The organism is Flavobacterium sp., from assembly GCF_043779715.1.
GTDB lineage: Bacteria > Bacteroidota > Bacteroidia > Flavobacteriales > Flavobacteriaceae > Flavobacterium.
The window spans coordinates 1-3,424 of record NZ_JAYWDT010000147.1; the positions used below are offsets into that span (position 1 = coordinate 1).

The 3,424-nt window shown below is 30.4% G+C and carries 4 protein-coding genes; 1 reads left to right on the top strand and 3 read right to left on the bottom strand.

What is annotated here, in order from left to right; translation table 11 throughout:
* Both ACH2BG_RS07420 and ACH2BG_RS07425 read right to left on the bottom strand, forming a co-directional pair.
* The coding region (locus ACH2BG_RS07420; RefSeq protein WP_395047073.1) for a glycerophosphodiester phosphodiesterase family protein at window positions 1-373 on the bottom strand (373 nt) is incomplete at its 3' end.
* 1 nt (window position 374) lies between these two features.
* Window positions 375-1,502, bottom strand: a complete 1,128-nt coding sequence (locus ACH2BG_RS07425; protein ID WP_395047074.1) for a cysteine desulfurase family protein — start codon at window positions 1,500-1,502, stop codon at window positions 375-377.
* 68 nt (window positions 1,503-1,570) lie between these two features.
* Between ACH2BG_RS07425 and ACH2BG_RS07430 the strand changes: the two genes are divergently transcribed.
* Complete coding sequence (locus ACH2BG_RS07430; RefSeq protein ID WP_395047075.1) at window positions 1,571-2,065, top strand: metallophosphoesterase family protein; 495 nt, start codon at window positions 1,571-1,573, stop codon at window positions 2,063-2,065.
* A gap of 44 nt (window positions 2,066-2,109) precedes the next feature.
* Here ACH2BG_RS07430 and ACH2BG_RS07435 read toward each other — a convergent pair.
* Window positions 2,110-3,424, bottom strand: a 1,315-nt coding sequence (locus ACH2BG_RS07435; protein WP_395047076.1) for a sensor histidine kinase, incomplete at its 5' end; no start/stop codon positions are given.

The window sequence follows — 3,424 nt, forward strand, 5'->3', positions numbered from 1 at the left end:
TGTAAGTTTTTATTTTCGATTGACTTAAAAACCTTGGATGAATTTTCGAACCACAATCACATTTTTTAATCTGATTATAATCCATTTTATATAAATTAAAAGACTTTTCGTTAGTTTCGGTAATTTCATTTCCGTTTGAATCTAAACAAATTTCGTGCGACAAAAATGGCTCATGCGAAAGCATAACTTGATTATCTGCAGAAATAACAACATCGAGTTCGAGAGTCGTCACACCAATATCTATAGCTTTTTTCATAGCTTCGATAGAATTTTCTGGAAGTAAACCACGACAACCTCTATGTCCTTGAATATCGAAATTTTGGGCAAAACAATTTAATGTAATCAGTCCTAAAATGAGGTGTAGTTTTTTCATTTTATAGCAATTTCAGGTTTTCTATCAAATAATCTACTTCTTCTTTTGTATTATAATGACTACAAGAAATTCGTAAACTTGGTTTTTTTAAGTCTTCTTCCGAGAGAATTTCTGCTAAAACATGAGATGGTTTTACACTTCCTGACTGGCAAGCACTTCCACGAGAAACGGCAATACCTTTCATATCTAGATTAAACAAAATCATCGAAGTTTTTTCTTCAGAAAAAGGCAAAATAACATTCAATACATTATAAAATGTTTCTTTCGGATTTCCGTTAAATTTCACTTCTGGAAAATGAGATTTTAATTGAAATATTGTATATTCTTTTAGTTCAGTAATATATTTTTCTTCTTCAGCTAAATGTAAATAGGACAATTCGAGCGCTTTGGTCATTCCTACAATATTATGCACACTTTCGGTTCCTGCTCGCATTCCTTTTTCTTGTTCTCCACCCAATAATATGGGATTTAAAACAATTCCTTTTCTTATAAATGCAAAACCAATTCCCTTTGGACCATGAAATTTATGAGCACTTGCAACAAGAAAATCTATTGGTGTTTCTTGTAAATCGAAAGTTGTTTTTCCAATTGATTGTACTGTATCAGTATGAAAATAAGCTTGGTATTGCTTGCATATCTTGGCAACTCTATTCAAATTAAGAACAGTTCCAATTTCATTATTTACATGCATCAAACTGACTAGCGTTTTTCCTTCTGATGAAAGTAAATCTGAAAGATGAACTAAATCGATCTCGCCCGAAGGCAAAATATTTACATAATCAATTTGAATATTATATAGTTTTTGTAGAATTTGAACTGTATGCAAAACGGCATGATGCTCTATTTTACTGGTAATTATTCTTTCAACTTTTAAATCTTTTATACAAGATTGAATAATAAAATTATTTGCTTCGGTGCCGCAAGAAGTAAAAATAATTTCTTGCGCAGAGCAATTAAGATTTTTTGCGATACTTTTTCGAGAAAGCTCAACTAAGTTTTTCGAATGACGACCAAATGCGTGAGTTGACGACGGATTTCCGTAATCATTAATCAATACTTGAGTCATTTCTGCAATAACTTCTGGTCGAAGTGGCGTAGTCGAGGCGTTGTCTAAATATACTTTTTTCATCGTGGCAAATATACTAATTTTAAATTTTTAGTATAGCTTTGTATGCTAGTTTCAAATAAAATGTCCTTTTGAAAAAAATTCTTTTACTTTCCGACACACACAGTCATCTAGATGATGCAATTTTAAAATATGTAAATCTTGCAGATGAGGTTTGGCATGCTGGCGATATTGGCGATTTATTAGTTACTGATACTTTGCAAAAACACAAGCCTTTACGAGCTGTTTTTGGTAATATAGACGATGCAAAAGCAAGGTTAGATTTTGCTTTGCATAATCGTTTTATATGCGAAGGTGTTGATGTTTGGATAACACATATTGGTGGTTATCCCGGAAAATACAATCCTAATATTAGAGAAGAATTACAACAAAACCCGCCAAAATTATTTATTTGCGGACATTCTCACATATTAAAAGTGCAGTTTGACAAAAAACTTAATTTACTGCACATGAATCCTGGTGCTTGTGGTAAGAGTGGTTTTCATACCGTGCGAACAATGCTGAGGTTTGTTATAGATGGTGATAAAATTAAAGATTTAGAAATTATCGAGTTGGGAAGTAAGTAGTTGTCTTTTTCTTAAGGTATCAAAGTCAATCCAAATATTAAACATTAAGACGTATGAAGCAATAATGTTTTTATAATAATTACAGTGCCTTGACCAATTTTAGATTTAATTCTCATGTCGCCTTGCATGTTTTTTACCCTTGCACGAATTTGAGTAATACCAAAACCATCAGACATACTAATATTTTTCGAATCGAAACCAATACCATTATCTTCGATTGTGATGTTTAGTTTACCATCAATTTCTTCTAACGATAATTTAGATTTTGATGCCTTGCTGTGTTTCATTACATTATTTAGTAATTCGGAAACTATAAAAAACATTTTTGTCTCAAATTCAGCATTATACCTTTGATCATTTGCTAAAGTAGAATGAAATTTAAATTGTATGAGTGAATTTGTATTGTTTTCGCAAAGATCTTTTAAAGCAAATTGCAAACCAAATTTCACTAATAATGGCGGCACTAATTCGTGTGATAAATCTCTTACTTTATCATGAGCATCTTTTAGCAAAGTCCTTGTTTTCTTCAAATCGGTAACTTGTTCTTTAGTCAAACTACTTTCAAAAGCAGACAAATGTAATCCTACCGATGATAAAACAGCACTCACATGATCGTGTAAAACAGCAGATATTTTGTTTCGCTCTTCGTCTTGCCCGTCGAGTGTGGCACTAATAATTTTGTATTGTAACTTGGTATCTATATCTTTTAGTTTGCCTTTTTGTTTTAATAATAAATTTTGGTAATAAAAATAGAAAATAACCCCAGCCAGAATAAACAAAGAAGCAAATAATAATAGCAATTTCTGATTTCTTTCTTGTTTTTCAATAATAGTTTTTTCTTTTTCTTTAAACTCGTTTTCAACCTTATTTATGGCATATTTTATTTCAATTTCCTGATTAGATTGTGCTAATTTATTTTTGTATTTCTCATCTTGTAGATCTAAATACTGGTTGTTGTATAAGTAGGCATTTTTATAATCGCCTAATTTTTCGTAGGCATAAGAAATATTCAAATATGCATTAGAAAGTGCCATCGAGTTTTCCTTATTTGGAAACATTTTGATAACATCTAAGTGTTCTTGTTTTCCTTTTTTATAGTCTTTCTCTACAGACATGTAATAAGCACCTAAATTATTTTTCACACTTGCGATTAAAGTTTTATCACCAGTCTTTAATGCAATATTATAAGAACTATCCAGATGTTTTTTCGCTTTTATATTTTCGTTTTTTGAATAATAATAGTTAAAAAAATTATTCTGATTAAGTGCTATATCTTTTAGGTTTTTAGATTTTTTAGTATAATAATCTACTTTGTTTGCGTAGTAAAAAGAACTGTCTGACTCAGTTTCCATATATATT